Annotated in this window: 12 protein-coding genes; 3 read left to right on the top strand and 9 right to left on the bottom strand. The window is 54.0% G+C overall.

What is annotated here, in order from left to right; genetic code table 11:
• Positions 1-3 precede the first annotated feature (3 nt).
• The 4 genes from CRO74_RS21620 to CRO74_RS21605 all read right to left on the bottom strand — a co-directional run bounded on the left by CRO74_RS21620 (position 4) and on the right by CRO74_RS21605 (position 4,815).
• Complete coding sequence (locus tag CRO74_RS21620; protein WP_097128850.1) at positions 4-210, bottom strand: hypothetical protein; 207 nt, start codon at positions 208-210, stop codon at positions 4-6.
• Between the two features lie 121 nt (positions 211-331).
• Positions 332-1,696, bottom strand: a complete 1,365-nt coding sequence (locus CRO74_RS21615) for a sensor histidine kinase (RefSeq protein WP_097128848.1) — start codon at positions 1,694-1,696, stop codon at positions 332-334.
• A gap of 115 nt (positions 1,697-1,811) precedes the next feature.
• Complete coding sequence (locus CRO74_RS21610) at positions 1,812-2,489, bottom strand: response regulator transcription factor (RefSeq protein WP_097128846.1); 678 nt, start codon at positions 2,487-2,489, stop codon at positions 1,812-1,814.
• Positions 2,490-2,598: 109 nt separating this feature from the next.
• Entirely contained in the window at positions 2,599-4,815 is a 2,217-nt protein-coding gene (locus tag CRO74_RS21605; RefSeq protein WP_097128844.1) for a bifunctional alpha,alpha-trehalose-phosphate synthase (UDP-forming)/trehalose-phosphatase, read from the bottom strand.
• 222 nt (positions 4,816-5,037) lie between these two features.
• On the opposite strand from CRO74_RS21605, the gene treS reads away from it, so the two are divergent.
• Positions 5,038-8,382 (top strand): maltose alpha-D-glucosyltransferase, encoded by a 3,345-nt coding sequence (treS, locus tag CRO74_RS21600; RefSeq protein ID WP_097128842.1) that lies wholly within the window; start codon positions 5,038-5,040, stop codon positions 8,380-8,382.
• A gap of 78 nt (positions 8,383-8,460) precedes the next feature.
• On the opposite strand, the gene CRO74_RS21595 is transcribed toward treS, so the two are convergent.
• The 5 genes from CRO74_RS21595 to CRO74_RS21575 all read right to left on the bottom strand — a co-directional run bounded on the left by CRO74_RS21595 (position 8,461) and on the right by CRO74_RS21575 (position 14,376).
• On the bottom strand, positions 8,461-9,756 hold the full coding sequence (locus CRO74_RS21595) for a sugar MFS transporter (RefSeq protein ID WP_097128840.1): 1,296 nt from the start codon (positions 9,754-9,756) through the stop codon (positions 8,461-8,463).
• A gap of 56 nt (positions 9,757-9,812) precedes the next feature.
• Complete coding sequence (locus CRO74_RS21590; protein WP_097128838.1) at positions 9,813-11,009, bottom strand: N-acetylglucosamine-6-phosphate deacetylase; 1,197 nt, start codon at positions 11,007-11,009, stop codon at positions 9,813-9,815.
• Positions 11,006-11,773: a glucosamine-6-phosphate deaminase gene (locus CRO74_RS21585; protein ID WP_097128836.1), complete on the bottom strand. Its 768-nt coding sequence runs from the start codon at positions 11,771-11,773 to the stop codon at positions 11,006-11,008. Before CRO74_RS21585 ends, CRO74_RS21590 begins: the two co-directional genes overlap by 4 nt.
• Positions 11,774-11,932: 159 nt before the next feature.
• Positions 11,933-12,955, bottom strand: a complete 1,023-nt coding sequence (locus tag CRO74_RS21580; RefSeq protein WP_097128834.1) for a Gfo/Idh/MocA family protein — start codon at positions 12,953-12,955, stop codon at positions 11,933-11,935.
• 98 nt (positions 12,956-13,053) lie between these two features.
• Positions 13,054-14,376: a Gfo/Idh/MocA family protein gene (locus CRO74_RS21575; RefSeq protein WP_097128832.1), complete on the bottom strand. Its 1,323-nt coding sequence runs from the start codon at positions 14,374-14,376 to the stop codon at positions 13,054-13,056.
• Positions 14,377-14,573: 197 nt separating this feature from the next.
• Here CRO74_RS21575 and CRO74_RS21570 point away from each other — a divergent pair, with 197 nt between their 5' ends.
• The gene (locus CRO74_RS21570) at positions 14,574-17,318 is read left to right on the top strand and encodes an alkaline phosphatase family protein (RefSeq protein WP_097128830.1); all 2,745 of its coding nucleotides are present in this window, start codon (positions 14,574-14,576) and stop codon (positions 17,316-17,318) included.
• A gap of 288 nt (positions 17,319-17,606) precedes the next feature.
• Positions 17,607-20,096, top strand: coding sequence for a bifunctional YncE family protein/alkaline phosphatase family protein (locus CRO74_RS21565; protein ID WP_097128828.1), 2,490 nt, complete (start codon positions 17,607-17,609; stop codon positions 20,094-20,096).
• Positions 20,097-20,166: the final 70 nt, after the last annotated feature.

Below are 20,166 nucleotides of genomic sequence, written 5' to 3'. Positions count from 1 at the left end.
GTACTACCGCAGTAAACTCGGTACATCGACCAACCACACAATCATAAGGGAAATCAGGAAGAGCACAATTACGAAAATTAGTAGCCAGTCGGGCTGCCGGGTAGGTTTACCTTCTGTGAACTGATCTGATTGGGTGCGCAGATTATTTGTATCCGTACCGGGCGACCGAAGAGAGGAAACTTCTCTATTGAGACTGTTTTTTTTTGGCATAGACAGACTATTTATCAGTACGGTCGGGCTTAGTTGACGCCATACAGCCAAAGTTGATGTACTCACCTTAATATTCGCTGATAAATTCCTTAGAATCTCCTTAGAATGCAATAACCATCCCTTAATGTGGCATACTGATGGAGAATACGGTGGGTTCACCGGGCTTGGAGTCAACGGTTAATTGTCCGCCATGCAGACGGATAATGCGCGAAACCAGCGATAACCCCACGCCATACCCCCGAACGTCGGCTGTCTGGCGGCTTCGATAAAACGGCTCGAAAATATAAGGTAGGTCATCCGCAGGAATGGAAGCTCCTGTATTTTTTATGCTTACTATTAATGTGTTGGGCTCTGTGCTGACATGTACCTGCGCCCGGCCATCGTCGGCAAATTTACAGGCGTTTTCCGTTAAGTTCTTGAGTGCTGTAGCCAGCAGCGTTCGATTGCCGTGCAGCGTTAACTGATCGGGGTCGTCGGGGAGGGTGCCCATGCTGACGCTTACCTGATAGCGGGAATTGAGGGCCGTTACTTCATCGCGAACATCCCATACAAGCTCGTCGAGCCGTACTACATCCGTCAACATTCCGGGGGCATTGTCCTTATTTACCTGCGAAAGCTGGAGCAACTCGTGGGTAAGGGTGGCCAGCTCGCGCACATCGTCGAGGACCGAACGGATCGTTTGGCGGTACGCTTCCGGCTCACGTTGTTTGAGTAAACTCACTTCCAGTTGCGAGCTGATCTGCGTGAGCGGATTTTTGAGTTCGTGCGAGACGTTGGCGACAAACATACGCTGTAGCCGGAACGACTCCGCAACCCGGTCCAGCAATTGGTTGATCGTTGCCGACAAACGGCTAATTTCATCATCGTCTTTCGCAACGGTTAGTCGTTCACTTCGGTTTTGCGGAAAGATAGCACTCAGTGTATAGTCAATTTGCTGCATGGGTTGCAGCGCATCGCCCGCGAAAAGCCAGCCGGAAATGGCCGTAATGGCGGCAATCAGCACAAAAAGGCTCGACAATGCCCAGATCAGACGCCGTAAAAATTCATCGCCATAAATGTTTTTGGCGCTGGCGATAACGACGTACTGGCCGGAAGCCGTCATGAACCGAATACCGGAGATATAATACCCCTTTTGTTGAAAGTCTTTCTTTTTCGATTGGCGGATGGTAACCAATGTCGGCTTGTCGATTTGCAAGGTCAGCGACTCATTGGTGATGAAGATAATCGAGTCCCGATTATCAAAAATGATAATCTTTTGCTCGGGCAGCTGGTCTTTTCGAATGCGGTTCAACTGGCGGATCAACTGCGCATCCAGCTTATGCCGGATCAGCATATCGCCCGCCGTATTGGCCTTCCGGTCGAGTCGGCGATAAAAATCGGATGAAATAAAATACCAGCAAAAGGCATAGATACTCACAAAGGCAAGCAGCATAATGCTGGATACCAGCCCTGTAAATCGTATCGTAAGCCGCTTGCGGATAGTCATTTCTTTTTTAGTATATAGGAGTTAGTAGCGAGGAGTGAGGAGGGCTGGCGCATGTTTTTTGCTGACGCCGGTCCGCTGGTGCGGTCAGCCCTCCTCACTCCTCGCTACTAACTCCTCACTCCTCCTTAAACATATACCCCATTCCAAAATGAGTGTGAATCAGCTTTTTGTCGAAACCTTTGTCGATCTTCTTGCGGAGGTAGTTGATGTATACTTCCACGACGTTGGTGCCCGTGTCGAAATTCAAATCCCAGACGTGCTCGGCGATGGCGGGTTTTGAGAGTACGCGTCCCTGGTTTCGCATCAGAAATTCCAACAGGGCAAACTCACGGGCGGTAAGCTCAATGGGTTGTCCATCGCGCGTAACGGTCTTGGCGTCCAGATTGATCTCGATTCCGCCATACCGCAGCATCTGAGCTGTCATACTGACTTGCGTGCCCCGCTTGGTTAGGGAGCGAACCCGCGCCAGCAACTCAGCGAACTGAAAGGGTTTGGCCAGATACTGATCGGCTCCGGCGTCGAAGCCCTGAATCCGGTCTTCGGTTTCGTCCAGGGCCGTTAGCATCAGAATGGGCGTCGTTACCCCTTCGGCCCGGAGCTGCCGGCAGAGTTCATAGCCGTTTAGCCCCGGCAAAATAAGGTCGGTGATGATGGCGGCATAGTTATTTTTAAGCGCCAGCCGTTTGGCAAGCAAGCCATCATAGGCAATGTCGACCTCAAACTGGCTCTCTTCCAGCCCCTGCTGAATCGCTTGCAGGGTTTTGGGCTCATCTTCAACGACCAGGAGTTTCATAACGTAAAGTTAGTAGTGCAGGTCAAATTGGCCTGTCCCTGCGCTATTAACTTATTTTACGCGGGTGTGTCCTGAAAAGAGACAAGTATCGCAGAGAAAGCTCCTGCTATCAGGCTTCGACCAGTACTTCGCTCATGCGCTGGAGTAAGGTTTCAACGTCGCGCTGCCGTGCCAGGTGATACCGGGCGAAGGACGTTCCCGATCCCACCTTCACGGTATAGGCCCAGTTTGGCAACTGCCGGAACATGTCTTCGTCGGTGGTATCGTCGCCAATGCTAACAATGAAATCATAAGGTGTCTGCTCGAATATTGAGAGCGCCACCGTGCCTTTGCTGTGCAGAGCAGGCTTCACTTCCACCACTTTACTGCCCTGAATGACCGTGAGCGGAATAGACGAATCGGCCCGTCGGAGCTGACTGGCCAGGTCGTTGGCTTGGGCTTCGATGTCTTCCGTTTCGGCCGTTCGGTAATGCCAGGCGATGGCGGTTTCTTTTTCTTCGATAAACGAACCGGGAAAACGTGTGACAAACTCCTCCATTGTTGTGCGAACGGTATCGACCCAATCGCCGGACGATAGGTCGAGACGTTGCCAGGGCTGGTCGGGTTTTTTCAGGAAAGCACCGTGTTCGGCCACCAGATGCACCGGAACGCCCGCGAAGGTTTTCTCCAGAAAGGCCCGGTTCCGGCCACTGATCACGACCAGATCGCTGTTTTCGGCCAGATTCTGTAATGATTTTTTTATTTCTTCCGATGGTTTCGCCTGCGCCGGATCATTGATGAGCGGAGCCAGCGTACCGTCGAAGTCAAATAATAAGAGCCGTTGTCGGGCCTCGCTCAGGGCGTTGATGAATGGCTGGATCGGGAGGTCGGTTTCCAAGGTTGAATGCGTCGTTTTAAGGTTGTCAAAAGCCGTGAGGAAGTCGCTGCTCCACCGAAACACGTTGTGGTTTTGCAAGTGGTTACGCATCTTTATCAACCGCTCTTCCTGCTCGGCAGCGGGCATAAGCAGGGCCTGTTTGATGGCGTCGGCTACTTCCTGCTTATCGGTTGGGTTGATAATCAGCGCTTCGGGTAACTCCTGCGCAGCTCCTGCCAGTTCACTCAGAATCAGCACACCTCTGTTATCGTAACGGCTGGCCACAAACTCCTTACAAACTAGGTTCATGCCATCCCGAACGGGCGTAATGAGGGCAACATCGCAGGCGGTGTACAGGGCCATTAATTCCGGGAAGCTCAGCGAATTGTACGAATACACGATAGGACGCCAGCCAATCGTGCCGAACAATCCATTGATCCGGCCAACGGCTTCTTCAATTTCGCGTTTGATTTCCTGGTATTGAGGAATGGTATCGCGGGAGGGAACCACCGTGATTACGAACGTCACTTTATCGTGCCAGTCGGGATTTTGCTCCAGAAAGCGTTCATAACCCAGCAGTCGGTACGTAATGCCTTTGGTGTAATCGAGCCGGTCGACCGAAAAGATGATCTTGTTCTGACGAAGCAGGTTCTGGTAATGCTGCCGGGTGTTGGCCACGGTTGTATCCTGGCCGCTGGTATTGAATTTGTTGAAGTCGATGCTGATCGGGAAGTCTTTCACGATAACCGATCGGTCGGGCAAAACGACCCGCTGCTCAATAATGGGCAGGGCCAGCACTTCCGACACACTTCCCAGAAAGTGCTGTACGTAGTCGTTGGTGTGAAAGCCAACTACATCGGAGCCCAGCAGGCCTTTTATCAACAGCTGACGCCAGCTTCGGGGCAGGAGTTTAACGATTTCGTAGGTAGGGAAGGGGATATGAAAAAAGTAGCCAATGGTGGCATCGGGCACGGCCTGTCGAACCATTTCGGGCAGTAGCATCAGCTGGAAATCGTGAATCCAGATCAGATCGCCCGGTTGGATTAGGGCCGTCAACTCGTCCAGAAAACGCTTGTTAGCCTGCTGGTAATGCTGGAAATCGGCCTCGTTGAACGACGCGTAAGACGGAAAATAGTGAAACAACGGCCAGATCAGGTCATTGCTGAACCCTTCGTAAAACCCTTTATGAACGGCCTCGTCCATAAAAACGGGATGCGCGATAAAGGTTTCATTCTCCAGGGCGGGGGCATTATCCTGTTGCATGGACGCATCGCCATGACCCACCCAGTGAATTTTGGTTGACTCGTCGCCCTGATTCTGGCCCATTTGCTCGGCCATGGATAATACTGCCGAAACCAGACCGCCCGAGTTCTGCTTCAGTTCGGGGCCGTCGTCTGTTTGCTGAATGGTAAATGGTAATCGGTACGAAACGATAAGTAAACGTTTATAGGACGACTTAGAGATTTTCATCAGGTTGTAGTGCGTTACTGAACGCGCAGTGTCTTACCCTAAAGTTCGTAGCGGCAACTTAGAGGAGCCTTAAGCAAATCTTAGAAACTGCTTAGAAGCGGGTAAGTGGTTGACTGTTTATCTAAACTTTCTGTTTCGCTCAAGGTTTCAACTAAAACCCCAAAAGCAGACCGGCGGTCCGCTGGCAACGGGTTTCAGAAGACCTTAATCGACTCAACAGATATGATAAACGATAGTGTAGAACAACAGGGTAATCTCCGCTGGTATAAAGACGCCATCATTTATGAATTGCACATCAAAGCATTTTGCGATGGAAATGGCGATGGTATTGGCGATTTTGAGGGGCTACTCGGAAAGCTGGATTACTTGCAGGAACTAGGCGTAACGGCCATCTGGCTGCTGCCTTTCTATCCATCGCCCCTGCGCGATGATGGGTACGATATTGCCGATTACTACACCATCAACCCATCGTACGGGACGATCGAGCAGTTCAAAATACTCCTTCAGGAAGCGCACCAGCGTAATTTGAAAGTCATTACCGAACTGGTTATCAACCACTCATCCGACCAGCACCCGTGGTTTCAACGCGCCCGCCGTGCCCCTAAAGGCTCGCCCGAACGGGACTACTACGTCTGGACCGACGACCCCACCCAGTTTAAGGATGTACGCATCATTTTCCAGGATTTCGAAACCTCCAACTGGACCTGGGATCAGGAAGCGCAGCAGTATTACTGGCACCGCTTTTTCCACCACCAGCCCGACCTGAACTACGATAATCCGCTGGTGCAGGATGAGGTGTTCAGGATGATCGACTACTGGTGCGAACTGGGTGTGGATGGTTTCCGGCTCGATGCCGTTCCCTATCTGTTTGAGCGGGAAGGCACCAACGGCGAGAACCTGCCCGAAACACACGCGTTCCTGAAGAAACTGCGCAAACACGTCGACGATCATTTTCCCGGTGTCGTCTTCCTGGCCGAAGCGAATATGTGGCCGGAGGATTCGGCTTCGTACTTCGGCGATGGCGACGAGTGCCACATGAACTACCATTTTCCGGTTATGCCGCGTATGTTCATGTCGCTGCAAATGGAAGACCGGTACCCTATTACCGATATTTTCGACCAGACACCCGCCATTCCCGAAAGTTGCCAGTGGGCCATTTTCCTGCGCAACCACGACGAGCTAACCCTCGAAATGGTGACCGACGAAGAGCGGGATTATATGTATAAGACTTACGCCAAAGACCCGAAAGCTAAAATTAATCTCGGTATTAGGCACCGGCTGGCCCCGCTTATGGGCAACAACCGGAAGCGTATCGAACTGCTGAATAGCCTGCTGTTTTCGCTGCCCGGTACACCTGTCATTTATTATGGCGACGAAATCGGGATGGGCGACAACGTCTACCTGGGCGACCGGGACGGTGTACGAACGCCCATGCAGTGGTCGCCGGACCGGAACGCGGGTTTCTCGGCTACCAACCCCCAGAAGCTGTATCTGCCCACTATTCTTGATCCGGAATATCATTACGAGGCTGTGAACGTGGAAAACCAGCGGGGGAATACGTCTTCGCTGTTCTGGTTCATGAAGCGGATGATCAACCTGCGCAAACAGTACAAGGCGTTTGGGCGGGGCGACATGAAGTTCCTGAACGTCGAAAACCCGAAAGTGCTGGCCTTTACCCGTACCTACGAAGAGCAGACGTTGCTGATTGTGGTGAACCTGTCGAAGTATGCGCAACCGGCGGAGGTGGAGCTGAGCGGTTTTTCGGGCTATGTGCCGGTAGAAGCATTCAGCAAAAACGCCTTCCCGACCATTTCGAGCACCGAAACCTACTTCTTTACGCTGGCTCCGCACGATTACCAGTGGTTTGTGTTGGAGAAAGCCCCCTCCGAAGCGGCCCGTGCATTCCAGTTGCCCGGCGTTCGCGTCGACGATTGGAACGAGCTGATGAGCCGGCATACACGCACCCTGCTGGAAACGAAAGTATTGCCGGATTACCTCCTCCGGGCGGACTGGTTCGACGATAAGAAGCAGACCATGCGTGGCATCACCATTCTGAAAAACGGTATTCTGCCGCTGGCGAACAGCACGGCCCATGTGCTGCTGCTTGAGGTTTCGTACGAGCGGGGGTTGTCGGAGTTGTTTCAGCTTATCGTTGCCTTTGTCAGGGAAACGTCAGCCGAGAAACTGCTGGCCAACTGCCCGCAGGCCGTGCTGGCGAACATGGAAGTCGGCAACGAATCCGGCATTCTCTGCGACGGCATTTACCTGACAGAGGTTCAGTTGGCTTTGTTGCAGAATATAGGTGGGCTCAAGCAGGATGGCGTACGCAATCTAACGTTCCAGCATACGCCAAAACTGGAGGAATACCTGCGCGGACACAGCGAGATAAAGCCCAAACTAATGCCCGCCACTCCGGGCTACGTGTCCATCAGCTACGACCAGTGCTATTTGCTGAAGCTCTATCGACAGGTAGAAATGTCGGTCAATCCAGACACCGAGCTGACGCGTTTCCTATCCGAAACGGCCAATTTCGACTATGTTCCTGCCTTTGCCGGTTCCATCGAATTAAGTACGACCGAAAAACCCGTTATGCTGGGTACCATGCAGGAACTGGTGGCTAGTCATGGCGATGGCAAACGGTATGTGCTGGAGCGGATCAACAACTTTATCGAACGGATTCTGGCGCGCGACAAAACCCAACTGGCTGCTGCTATGAATGTGCCGGTAAGTAGTCTGAGTAATCCTATTCCGTTTGAGGATTTGCCCGTTGAGACAAGGGAGTTGATTGGTCAGCGGTCGGCCGACCAGTCCAGTTTGCTGGGCACCCGCATTGGCCAGATGCACCTCGCCCTGGCCTCTAACACCAGCCTGAAAGAGTTTGCACCGGAAGAGTTCTCGCTTCACTACCAGCGGTCGCTTTTCTCGGGATTACAGTCGCTGGTGCGGGAGAGCTACCAGACGCAAAAACGGAATGTACAGCGGCTTCCGGAGGGCGTGCGGCAGGAGGTAGAGCAAATGCTGGAACGGAAAGAGGACGTGCTGAATACCCTCAAACGGATTTACGCCCATAAGCTGGAAACCACCAAAATTCGGAGTCACGGTGATTTACAGCTGGAAAAAATCCTGCTTACCGGAAAGGACCTGGCCATTCAGGATTTCGGGGGTGACCCGAACCGGAGTTATAGCGAACGGCGGCTAAAGCGGTCGCCCCTGCGCGATGTGGCGGCCATGATTCGCTCGTTTTATTACGTCGGTTATCAGGGTTTTCTGGAGAACAATCAGGTGCCTAAAGAAGAAACCATCAAATTGTTGCCGTATGCCGCATTCTGGGCGCATTCCATGAGCAGTTTCTTTATGAAGGCGTATCTGGAAACGGTTCAGGGTAGTTCGTTCGTCCCGAAAAGCACCGACGATCTGCAAATGATGCTGGAAACGTACCTGCTCGAAAAAGCCATTTCGGACTTCAACCACGAGCTAAGCTACCGTCCCGATTGGGTGCATGTGCCCCTGCAAATCATTAAGTCGATCGTGGTTTCGCCCGAAGTTACCGTGCCGGAACTGGTATGATGTAATCCGAACCGTTCCGCTGAATTATCGGAACACACCTTTTGAAATCGAAATATAAAATCCGGCGATGGTGAGGGGTCACCATCGCCGGATTTTGTGTCCATAACCCGCGTAAAAAATCAGGTACGAGTAACAGACGGGGAGCAACCAATAAGCTTGTTTTGTGCCGTACACATCGGCGAAGTAACCATATACGAGCGGCATCAGGGCATTACCGCACAGCCCCATAATTAGCAAAGACGCCCCCACTTTAGTGAAACGACCCAGTCCGTCGAGGGCTAGTGGCCAGATACCTGCCCAGATCAACGAGTTCGCGAGTCCGAGACTAATCAGAAACCAGAGTGAAACATCGGTCGTGTGCCCGAGCAGGGTGACGCGCCCGCTGGTGGTTAGTAACAGGAGGCTGAACGTTAGCCCCAGCCCGGTACAGATGCGAAACGCGTTTACCTGCCGAATCCATTTGGGAATGGTGCTGATGCCGACAACATAGCCCGTGATGGTGGCGGTAAGGATGTAGGACGGAAACACTTTGGCTTCGAGGAGGGAGAGTCCCATTGAGGTAGCGTACCCGATTACGGTGTCGATGGCAACGACCTGAGCCCCCACGTGGAAAAAGATGGCAACGGCCCCCAGTACAGCCTGCGGAAATTGCAGAATGCTCGTTTTGTCGGCGTTGGCGATGGCCAGTTCATCGCTTTCCTGTTCGGTGTCGATTTCGGGGAGGGGCGATCGCCAGATTAACAGACCAAGCCCCAGCAATACCGCGCTCACCACCGAATACGGCACGATCACCCGCCGAATCAAGGCATCCAGCGCAGCTGCCCGAACGCCAGGCTCCATAGTGGGCAACTGCTTGAACAGGTCGCTGTCGGTGGGACGAAGGATGGCGGCTGCAAACAGGAGCGGGGCCAGAATGCCCGCCATTTTGTTGCAAATGCCCATGATGCTGATGCGCTGGGCGGCCCGGTCGTGCGGACCCAGCACGGTAATGTAGGGGTTGGCGGCTGTTTGCAGGATAGCCAGGCCAACGCCGATGGTAAACAAACCCGTCAGGAAAACCAGATACGCCCGGCTCAGGGCCGCCGGTATAAAAATCATAGCCCCCAGCGACATCGTGAAAAAGCCCACCATCATCCCGCGCTTAAACCCAACTTTCTTGAGCAACAGCGATGCAGGAACCGACATCACCAGGTAGGAAATGTAGAACGCAAAAGCGACGAGGTATGACTGGAAATTGGTCAGTTCACAGGCGATCTTGAAATACGGAATCAGGATGGCGTTGACCCAGGTGACGAACCCGAATACGAAAAACAGCACGCCGATGATGGTGATAGAAATTGTCGTGTCGCGTGGGCTGAGGGTTCTGGAGTTCATAGTTTTTAAGGGTTTTGCCACAGAGAGGCACGTAGATTGCACGGAGATGCACTGAGTTATTTTTCTCTGCGTATCTCTGTGTTTTCTCTGTGAATCTCTGTGTCACAACCTTTTTTATACACTTTAACAATCTTGTTAAAACTAAATATCACCAGGTCAGCCGGGGCACCAATAGTTAGTCCGCCCTGTTGGGGCAGATTCAGCAATCGACTGGGGTTAATAGATGCCATGTCCCAGGCTTGAGTCAGCGAAGCCAACTGTAAGTGAACTAACTGATTTATACCCCACAAAAGCGGTTGTGCCGAACCGGCCAGCATCATTGGTTTGCCCGCCATATGAAGTTTGCCTTCGTCGGTCAGGACAACCTCACCGCCCACCGGCGAATAGTAGTTTCCGGGAGGCATACCGCCCAGACTAACGCTGTCGCTGATCAAGATGGCTTTTTCGGCCTTCATGCGGAAGATAACTTTAAGAACAGAGGGCGGTAAATGAAAGCCATCGGCAATGACCGATGCGGCCAGTTCATCCTGCGCCAGCTGCTCCCAGATGTAGTTCGGGTGGCGGGGCAAAAGCTGGTGTGCGGCATTGCCGAGGTGAGTCGATAACCGCGCCCCGGCCGCCACCGCTTCCTGAATCTGAGTCGGATTGGCTGCCGTATGCCCAATGGCCACCAGTAAGCCGTGTTCAACACACCGCCGAATGAATTTGGCTGATTCGGGCCACTCCGGTGATAAGGTGATAATCCGAACACGACCGCCGGAGGCTTCGATAAACGAAGCAAGCAATGACCAGTCGGGCGGCTTGACGTGGGCTTTGGGATGCGCACCAAGTGGCCCTTCTTCGGGTGAGATAAATGGTCCCTCCAGATGGATACCGCCGATGCAGGATGCCACTAGCGTAGACGTTTCGCAAGCCAGATCTATGGTTTTTAGAATCGTCCGAATCGTTTCGTTGGCATTCGTGATGATTGTAGGGTAAAACGTCGTAACGCCGAGTTGCAACAGCGATCGAGTGATGGTCATGACCCCATCTGCCGTCAATGCCGCATCGTTGAAGTCAACACCGGCAAACCCGTTTACCTGAATATCCACCAGACCGGGGCCAATGAACGCTAAGGCTTCTTCAGACACTTGCTCCCGTTGATGAATATCCGTAATGATACCTGATGCCACCGTCACATCGACCGGCTCATGGGTTTGGTAATGAATCCCGGACAGAATCAGCGGGTCGGCGCTATGGTCAGGCGTCATCATGGCAGGGCATTGCCGAAGGACGCTTCGTCGACGTATAGTGTGCAGTTTGGGTGAGTTCTCAGAATAGACGCCGGGCAGTCGGTGATTATCGGCCCGGTCAGCATCTGACGAACGGCGTCCCGCTTCGTAGGGCCGGGCACCACGCAAAACAGGTTTGCTCCCGCCATGAGCGTCGGAATGGTGAGCGTAAGGGCCTCCTGCGGCACGTCGTTAAGTGCAGGAAAACAACCATCGTTCACCTGCTGTTGCCGACAAACGTCGTCCAGTTGCACCCGTTTAATAACGGCCGGGTCGTTGAAATCGGCTACGGGCGGGTCGTTGAAAGCGATATGCCCGTTTTCGCCAATGCCCAGACAGATAATGTCAATCGGGGCTGCGGTCAGGAGCTTGGCGTAGTCGCGTTCGGCCTCGTTCGCACTGCTGTCGATGAGGTTCACCGTCCGGGGCTTGACCTGGTCGAATAGGTGTTCGCGCAGGAACGTACCGAACCGCTGTGGGGCATTTTCGGGTAAACCCACATATTCATCCATGTGAAACACGTCGATGCGCGACCAGTCGACGTCCGGGCTTGCTGCCAGATACGCCAGTACTTCGTTCTGCGACGGGGCTGCGGCAAAAATCATCCGGATAACCGGTTTGTCGGACAGTAGTTCGTTGATTTTTTCGGTGATCGCCCGCCCGGCGGATGCGCCCATTTCCTGCCGGGTTGGGTAGACATGAACACGGAGGGAGTCGACTTGTACTGTTTTTATAGGTTGGTTCATGGGTTGTGGGTTGTACCGCGGCTCTTTAGTCCGCGTAGCCGTCAGGCTAATAAGTCGTCCTAATTAGCCTGACGGCTATGCGGACTAAAGAGCCGCGGTACAAAAATGTTCATCTACATTCAACGATCAACCAACGAGTGAAACCGTAACGAAATGCCTTCAGCGGCCTTTCGCCAGTTTTTCGGCTTTCTGCCGTACGGTTTCCAGCAGCACCGGCACACCGCCGAGCCGTTTGCTTTCGTCGGCGGCTTCCATGAAGGTGTAAATTTCCAGGGTTTCTTCCGCGCTGACGGGTGGCACGCCGGTCTTGAAAAACTCAATGATCTGAACGAGCAGGGGACGGTATCCATCGTATGGGCCGAGGGGGGCGTTGCCTTTTTCGCCGTAGGCCGTGCCGCCGTACTCGTTTTTGCCCGTTCGCGTGCCCCGGAAGGTGCCAATTCGGCCATCGGCCCAGGTACCGACCACTACATCGGTGCCCTCGGTCTGCATCCGAACCACCTGTTTGCAGCCCGTACCCATCGCGGTATACAGTGTTTCGACACCGTGAATGCCGTACCAGAACAGGTCGGGGTGGGTTTTCTCCAGATGGGCCGGACTAAACGCGTCGGCACCCAGCACAGCCCCAATCGACCCTTTGGCAACCGCCTGGGCGCTGGCCGAATAGCGCAGGGAAGACGCCGAAAAGATAGGAACACCTGCCTGTTTCGCCTGTGCAAAAATGGTCATGGCATCGGGTAGCGTACCGGCAACGGGTTTGTCGATGAAGAGCCGTTTTCCGGCTTTCAGCACCAGCATGGCCTGTTCGAGGTGCGGCCGACCGTCGTTGGTTTCCAGCAGAACGACGTCTACTTTTTTGAGGAGGTCGGGAATCGAGCTGACAATTTCCAAGCCCATTTTTTTAACCTCGTCGGTATAGCCGGGAATGCGTTTCGTGCTGGATTCAATGTCGGCGCTCCCTTGTGGGTAAGCCGCCACCACCGTAAATCCGGCCAGATCCGCCCCCGGATTGGGGTCGTTGAGCAGCTTCGTAAACGCGGTACTGTGCGATGTGTCCAGCCCGATGATACCCACCCGCCCTTTGTCGGCAGTTGGTCTATTGGCAAAAGCCGTCAGATCGGAGAAGCCAGCCGCTAAACTCAGGGTGGCGGCTGACTGGATGAAGGTGCGTCGTGTGTGCATGAGTGGAGTGGGGAAGTGAACGGAAATAGGCTTTGTAAATGTATCAGACAGCAAGCCGGGTGGCCGGAGCCATGCTGTCTGATACGACTGTCGAATCATCACACCACCGGCTGCCAGGCCGGATTGTACTCCCGGCCCCAAAGCTTCATGGCTTCAGGGTCGTTTTTAATGCGTCCGGTGGCTGGGTCGCAGTGCAGCGAACGGCCTACGCGGTGAGCGATATTGCCTAACTGACACAGCAACACGCTTTTGTTGGCGTCTTCGATGGACGAAACCGGCCGCGCTCCCGTCCGGATGGCGTCGCGAAAGTTAGCGAAGTGGTCAACGTCCATGTCGAAGCCCGGCCCCGATGCGGTGATCTGGTTCGAGTCGCCACTAACCTTTTTAAGTTCTTTATTCTTGTTGTCGTAGAGGGTGTAGCCGTTGCCCTGAATGGCCATGGTGCCTTTTTCTCCGTAGAAATCGACGCCACCCGAAATGCCTTCTACGTTGCGCCCGTTGCAGCTTCGTCCTTCCCATGAAATACTCTTTCGATTGGCAAAGGCGAAGTTGGTGAGCTGTGTGTCCGGCGTTTCCCAATCGTCCTCGAACGCGTACCGGCCCCCTACCGAATTCACTTCCGTTGGGTAGTCGACTTCCAGACCCCAGCGGCACAGGTCGATGAAGTGGGTGCCGTTGTTGAGCAGTTCGCCGGTGCCCCAGTGCCAGAACCAGTGCCAGTTGTAAGGGTGAATATTGTCGCGGTAGTCCCGACGCGGGGCCGGTCCCTGCCAGAGGTCGAAGTTGAATCCGGCCGGAACGGGGGCCGGTTTGCCGTGGCCGATACTCACGCGGGTGTTGGCGTACCACGCTTTGGCAAAGTACGCCCGGCCGATAGCGCCCTCTTTCACTAGGTTGATGGCTTCAACCACTTTGGGCCACGACCGGCGCTGGTTGCCCATCTGCACCACTTTCTTGTATTTCTGAGCCGCTTCGACCAGCCATTCGCCTTCGCGGGGGTTATGGCTGCACGGCTTTTCGACGTACACATGCTTCCCGGCTTTGAGGGCTAGAATAGCGGCTGGTGCGTGCCAGTGATCGGGGGCGGCAATGACCAGCGCGTCGATGGATTTGTCGTCGAGAATCTGCCGGAAATCGGTAACGGTCTTGGGGGCTTTCTTCTGACCACCCGCCAGCACGGCTTTTACACCTTTGGCAACCGCCTGATCGTCCACATCGCAGATGTACCCCACTTCAGCACCGGGCAGTTTGGCAAATCCCTGCGCGAGCGCTTCGCCCCGTCCGTTGGTGCCCATAATACCAATAACCACCTTCTCGGCAGCTGAGCCATTGGTCTGAATAAGCGGGCCGGGAGCGCCCAGTAGAACACTCGCTGCGGTGGCCTGTCTGATAAATTCTCTGCGGGGAACGATGTTTGCCATGAGACCGATGTAGTTGAAAGGGTACTCAGTAAAGAAAGTTAATAACCTCTTTTACCCCTGATAGAAAGACATTCAGAATGTATGTTCTTCGAGACCATTCCGCCATTCGGAAATTATTTGATAACACACCACTCTGCCTCAATCCTGATAGAACCCCCTATATTTAACCGCCGGAATTTCTCTGGCTACGGCATACTATGAAAATTAATTTACGGTCTATTACTTCCGGTCTATTTATACTTTCCAGCTTTTCGCTACTAAGCAGCTGTCATTATTTCGGGCCTACCAGCGGTGGTCGTTCGGCGGTGTCGTCGGCCTATCGGACGGCTACGGACGATAGCACGCTCACCAACACATCCCCTTTTCTAATGCCCTACAACCGGGTGATCGACGGGGCGGGGGAGTCGGTGAGTTTTGGCGAGGCTAATGTGGAAAATCATAGTCTGGATGCGGTGCTGCTGCCCGATAAAAAAACGCTGGTGGTTGAAGATCGTTACGGCATCGCGTTTTTCGATGTGAAAAGCCGCAAACTGGTTTCGCGCTGGGATTACAACAAAGGATCGAGCCTAAAGGGAAGCATGAGTTCCTTTTCCGGAATCAAAGCCATCGTTCACCACGACTCAACCTATATTTTTTGGGGAGCCGGTGGCCGCGGGAAACCCAACTCGCACGTGATGCAGGTCGTTTGGGACGGTGCGCGTGCCCGACTTATTCGAGCCATCCCGTTCGAACCCATTGCTCCGGCAACCATCGCCCTGCCCAATGAGGTGGTACTGAAAGAGGAAGCGGGTGAACTGATGCTCTACACCGTTCTGAACGGGAATAACCAACTGGTCAAAATCCGGGTGAACGACCAGCGGGTCATCTGGACGGCTCCTACTGGCGTGGCCCCGTTTGGCCTGACGCTCCTCGGCAACCGCGCTTACGTAACCAACTGGGCGGGGCCGGTTCCCGATTCTACCAACGGCTTCGAAACGGCCGGTATTCCCTGGGGAAGCGCCTACATCGATCCGAAAACGGGCGCTATGGCTCGTGGAACGGTATCCGTTATCGACATCACGCAAGGTAAACCGGAGCGGGAGTTATCCGTCGGTCTGCACCCTAATGCCATCATCAGCAGCCCCGACCAGCAGTTTATCTATATCGCGAATGGGAATAGTGATTACGTGTCGGTTATCAGTACGCAGACGCAGCAGGTGACCGATTCCATTTTTGTGGGGTTGTTCAATCGGGGGAATGGCTACATTGGCAGCACGCCCAATGCGCTGGCTATCAATCCGCAGGGAACGACGCTGTATGTGGCCAACGGGCTGGATAACGCCCTTTGCGTGGTGGCGCTTGGCGAGAAAGCCTCGGCGACTGGAAAAGGGGCTTCGGTCATTAAAGGCTACATTCCTACGCAGGCGTACCCGTCGGGTATTGTTCTGAATGGCGATGAACTGTACGTAACCAACCTGGAAGCCATCGGTGCTCGAATTGCTAACCCGGTCGATCAGGGAAGCCAGGGAAAGAGCCCGTCGAAGGAATTAAAAGCCTACAATTCGCATAAGCAGCTGGCATCTATTTCTTTTATTCCGGTGCCCACTCAGCCGCAACTGGACACGTATACCGACAAGGTCAAACGCATGAGCCAGCAGTTTCGACTGGCGTTGACGGAGCAGTTGCCGAGGCCCAACGTAGCCCCCAAACCCGTACCGGAGCGCATTGGCGAGCCATCGGTGTTCAAGCATGTGCTGTATATCATCAAGGAAAATCGTACCTACGATCAGGTGCTGGGCGATATGCCGCAGGGCAACGGCGCTCCCGAACTGTGTATCTTCGGCGATAGCATTACGCCCAACCAGCACCGGCTGGCGCAGGATTACCTGCTGATGGACAATTACTATGTATCGGGCAAGTCGTCGGCCGAGGGGCACCACTGGGCCAGTGCGGCTATGGTAACGGATTATACCGAGAAAAGCGTGCGGGCGTGGTTTCGGAGTTACCCGCACGTGCTGTATGATGCCATGGTGTACAACAAAAAAGGGCTGATCTGGAACAACGCCCTCGACCACGGCAAAACGGTGCGCATGTATGGCGAAGCCTGCTCCTGCGATTACGATAAAAAAGCCTACGACTGGAGCAAACTATTTCAGCTTCGGCAGGAAAGTAAGCCCTTTTCGTTTACCAATACCACAACCATATCGCGGGTACGGCCCATTCTGGCCATGGATTTTCCGGGCTGCGACGACGAAACCATCAGCGACCAGATGCGCGCCGACGCGTTCATCAACGAACTGAACAAAACGGCCGCCGACCCCAACGCCGATCTGCCGAACCTGATGGTGATGTCGCTGCCAAACGACCATACCTCGGGCATGACTCCCGGCTTTCCCGTGCCCCGTGCTATGGTGGCCGATAACGACCTGGCTGTTGGGCGGATTGTCGATGCCATCACGCATAGCCGGTTTGCGGCTTCAACGGTCATTTTTATTACGGAGGATGATTCGCAGGCGGGCTGGGACCATGTATCGGCCTACCGGACAACCGGCTTTGTGGTCAGTCCGTACTCGCGCCTGAAGAAAACGGTCTCTACGAATTACAACCAGACCTCGGTTGTGCGGACGATGGAGCAGATTCTGGGCTTACCGCCCATGAACGTCATCGACGCCACCGCCCTGCCCATGTTCGACTGTTTTACCGATAAACCGGATATGTCTTTTGCATACAAAGCCCTGCCAAACCGGGTGTCGCTGACCGAAATGAACGCGTTGCCCGCGGGACAGAAAGGCGCATCGCTGCGCTTTACCAACCAGTCGATCCGCTTTGGTTTCCACCAGATCGACCGGGGGCACGACGATCTGCTCAACCGGATTTTGTGGTTCACGGCCAAAGGAAAAAAGAAGTACCCCGCTCACCTGGCCGGTGCCGAGGATGATGATGACGACGACGACGATGATTAGTGAATTTGTACGTGGTGTGAGTTTCTGTATGTGGTGTCAGTTTTAAGAAACTGACACCATGGAAAACACTGCGTCTCACAAAATGAAGCTATTTAAACTTTTTGTTTTTATCAAAAATGGAGGTTTCGAGGCTGTAGTACCGACCGTCCCGGTCGGGTGAGAAGCGATTAGATACACGCCCGACCGGGACGATCGGTATTACAGCCTCGAAACAACCCTTCATTCAACTTGTAATACAAAAGTTTAAACAGGTTCAATATATACGAACTCTCCTAACCCCTTAATCGCATGAAAAACTATTTAACATTACTCTCCGGACTTGGCCTGCTGCTGTCCGTGATGGCGGGATGCAATCGGAACAGCAACACGGCCGGGTCATCGGAAGAGGCCGAAACGTATCAAAAACTGGCGGCTAAACGGGTCAACCTGCCCAACGGATGGGCCCTGACACCGCCGGGCCGTAGTCTCGACCTCGACGATCTGCCCTTGAATCTGGTCGTTTCGCCCTCCAGAAAGTATCTGGCCGTGACCAACAACGGCCAGAGCACCCAAAGCATTACCCTGATTGATGCCGCTACGGAGCAGATTATCGATACCGCCAAAGTCGGCAAATCATACCTGGGACTGGCCTTTAGCCAGGACGAAACACGGCTCTACGCATCCGGTGGGAACGACAACCGGATTCTGGTCTACAAAATCGAAAACAAGCAACTGGTGCCTGACGAGCCGATTGTATTAGGAAAACCCTGGCCCGTTAAGATTTCGCCAACGGGTTTGTGCGTCGATGATGCGAAGAATAGAATTTACATCGTCACGAAAGAAGATAGCTCCCTATACATCGCCGATACCAAAACTCGGCAGGTACTCAGTAAGCTAAACATCGGCGCTGCGGCTTACACCTGTCGGCTGTCGCCCAGCAAAAATGAGTTGTTTATCTCGTCGTGGGGCGGGGCCAGCGTGCTGGTTTATGATGTCAGCAAACAAACGATAGCGGCCAAAATTCCGACCAATAAAAACCCCAACGACCTGCTGCTTACCAAAGACGGTAAATACCTCTACGTCGCCAATGGCAACGACAACACGGTGGCGCTCATCGACGTATCGAAGCGGCAGGTGATCGAAACGCTTACGACTTCGCTCTTTCCCAACGCCCCCGTAGGCACCACGCCCAACGGTCTGGCCCTGAGCGACGATGAGAACACACTCTACATCGCCAACGCCGATAACAACTGCCTAGCCGTCTTTAATGTAACCCGCAAAGGGCACAGCCAGTCCAGCGGTTTTATCCCTACGGGCTGGTACCCAACAGCGGTGAAGGTGATCGGCACCAAACTTTACGTGACCAACGGCAAAGGGTTTTCCTCGAAAGCCAATCCGAAAGGGCCTAACCCGGTGCGGACGCGCACTCCGCAGCAGGTTGGTCCCAATCCGCAGGCCAACCCCGGTCCGGTGGAGTACATTGCGGGGCTGTTCAAAGGGACACTCTCCATCATCGACACGCCGGATGTTGAAACGCTGGCGGCTTATTCGCGGCTGGTGTATGCCAATACGCCGTACACGAAAAGCAAAGAGCTACGGGCGGAGGGCGAAGCGGGCAACCCCATTCCGATGCGGGTGGGGGATAAGTCGCCCATCAAATACGTGTTTTACATCATCAAGGAAAATCGCACCTACGATCAGATTCTGGGCGATATGAAAGAAGGCAACGGCGATGCGGCTTTATGCCTGTTCCCCGAAAAAGTGACCCCCAATCAACACGCGCTGGCGAAAGAATTTGTGCTGCTGGATAACTTCTACGTCGATGCCGAAGTCAGTGCCGATGGGCATAACTGGTCGTCGGCGGCTTATGCCAATGATTATGTCGAGAAGAACTGGGTAACCAGCTACGGTGGCCGTGGTGGTACGTACGATTACGAAGGCCAGAAAGAAATCGCGCACCCGCGCGATGGCTTCATCTGGGATCATTGCCAGCGGGCGGGCATATCGTTCCGCAGTTACGGCTGGTTTGCCGATGATGAGAAACCGAATATTCAAACGTTGGCAGGCAAGTTTTGCCCGACCTTCAAAGGGTACAATCTGGGCTACATGGACAGCAAGCGCGAAGAAGCCTGGGAAGCCGATTTCGATGAGCTGCTGGCCGCCGGAAAACTCCCCACCTTCAGTACGCTGCGATTTGGCAACGACCACACCTCGGGTGCCCGCATCGGTATGCCCACGCCCGATGCCGCCGTTGCCGACAATGACCTGGCCGTAGGTCGGTTTGTGGAGCACCTGTCCAAAAGTTCAATCTGGAATCAGTCGGTGGTATTTATCCTAGAAGATGACGCCCAGAACGGCCCCGACCATGTGGACGCGCACCGCTCCATTGCGTTTGTAGCGGGGGGATTGGTGAAGCGCGGTTTCGTTGACCACACCATGTATTCGACGTCGGGAATGCTGCGTACCATCGAACTGATTCTGGGGCTGAAACCCATGAGCCAGTACGATGCGGCTGCTACGCCCATGTGGCGTTGTTTTGATAAAAAAGCTAATCCGGCTCCGTTTATAGCCCGTGAAGCCGGTATCGATATCAACCAGAAAAACGTAGCGATCAACGTGAATTCAAAACGGTCGTCGCTCTTTAACCTGACCCGCCCCGACGAAATCGACGACCTTATTTTCAGCGAGATCGTGTGGCAAACGGTGCGTGGGGAGAAAAGTGTGATGCCCGCCCCGCGCCGGGGTGCCTTTGTCCGAACCGGCAAAATGGCCGACGGCGACGATGACGACGATGACTAACTGTACCGGGTAGAACACCGGCTGATTTTCAGCCCAAATCACTACCTTTGCGCTTTGCTGCTCCTTCTAT

It is taken from the genome of Spirosoma fluviale, assembly GCF_900230225.1.
Taxonomy (GTDB): domain Bacteria; phylum Bacteroidota; class Bacteroidia; order Cytophagales; family Spirosomataceae; genus Spirosoma; species Spirosoma fluviale.
The sequence above is the reverse complement of the archived record's forward strand: the minus strand, read 5'-3'. Positions and strand labels throughout refer to the sequence as shown.